Genomic DNA, 1,244 nt, shown 5'->3' with positions numbered 1-1,244 from the left:
TGATCTGATCCAGTAGTTCTGTACACCGCGCTAAGTGAGTAAAATCACATAACGAGGTGCCTATGACAACTAAAAAGAACCGTAAGACTTATACCGCAGAATTTAAAACCGAAGCCCTGAAACTGGCCGAGCGTGTTGGCGTGGCCGAAGCAGCACGGCAGTTGAAGCTATACGAAACCCAGATTTACAACTGGCGTAATGCATCAGAGAAAAAATCCACTACCAGCCAGCGTGAAGCTGAACTAGCGGCCGAAGTAGCTAAGTTACGTCGCCAACTGGCTGATCAGGCCGAGGATTTAGCCATCTTAAAAAAGGCCGCAACCTACTTCGCGAAAAATCAAAAGTAGCTGCATTTGAATTTATGCTGGAGCACCAACACAGGTTCCGCCTGCAACGCATGGCCGCTGTGTTTGGTGTATCGCGAAGTGGGTATTATCAGTGGCGTCGTACCGGTGAAGAACCTGGCGAGAAAGCCCTACGGCGGGCCGCGCTGGACGAGAAAATCAATAAGGCTTTTACGCAAGGTAAGCAACGTGACGGTGCGCGCCGTATTCAGGTTGCGTTGGCTGAAAATGGCGACCATGCAGACCTGAAAACGATATTGAACAGCATGAAAAGACAAGGGTTAAAAGCCAAAGCAGCTCGGAAATTCAAAGTGACCACAGACAGCAACCATCAGTTGCCAGTGGCCCCAAATTTGCTGGAGCAGAACTTTAGTGCGGATGCGCCCAACCAGAAATGGGTAGGTGACATCACGTATTTGCTAACCAACGAGGGCTGGCTCTATCTGGCCGTTATCATTGATTTGTACTCGCGAGCAGTGATTGGCTGGTCGATGAATTCGCGGATGACGGCAGAGCTGACGTGTAAAGCATTGCAAATGGCTTTACTACGCCGCGGACGCCCCAAAAACGTCATAGTTCACAGCGACCGAGGCAGTCAATACTGTTCAACGGCTTATAGAAATCTGATTGCAAAACATCAGCTTATACAAAGCATGAGTCGAAAAGGCAACTGCTGGGACAATGCAGTGGCAGAGAGCTTCTTCCATACTCTGAAGGTCGAACTGCTCAAAGATGAACCGTTAACTGATAGGGTAACGCTTCAACAACAGGTATTTGAATACATTGAAGTTGATTACAACAAAACCAGAAGGCATAGTGCTATTGGCTATCTCAGCCCAGAAAACTATGAATTAAAGAAAGTAGCTTAGTGGCGTGTCCAGTGTTGCCGGATCAGATCAG

1 protein-coding gene is annotated in these 1,244 nt (G+C 48.2%); it reads left to right on the top strand.

Features of this window, described 5'->3' with window-relative positions; translation table 11 throughout:
• The first annotated feature begins 62 nt into the window (after positions 1–62).
• Positions 63–1,213, top strand: a protein-coding gene (locus tag EMM73_RS19770) for an IS3 family transposase (RefSeq protein ID WP_127688476.1) whose coding sequence is annotated in 2 segments (ribosomal slippage) — positions 63–303 and positions 303–1,213 — 1,152 coding nt in all. Because the reading frame shifts where the segments join, the coding sequence is not laid out codon by codon here.
• Positions 1,214–1,244: the final 31 nt, after the last annotated feature.

This window comes from Rheinheimera sediminis (assembly GCF_004005375.1).
GTDB lineage: Bacteria > Pseudomonadota > Gammaproteobacteria > Enterobacterales > Alteromonadaceae > Pararheinheimera.
Note: the sequence above shows the minus strand (reverse complement) of the source record. Positions and strands in the feature narration are given on the sequence as shown.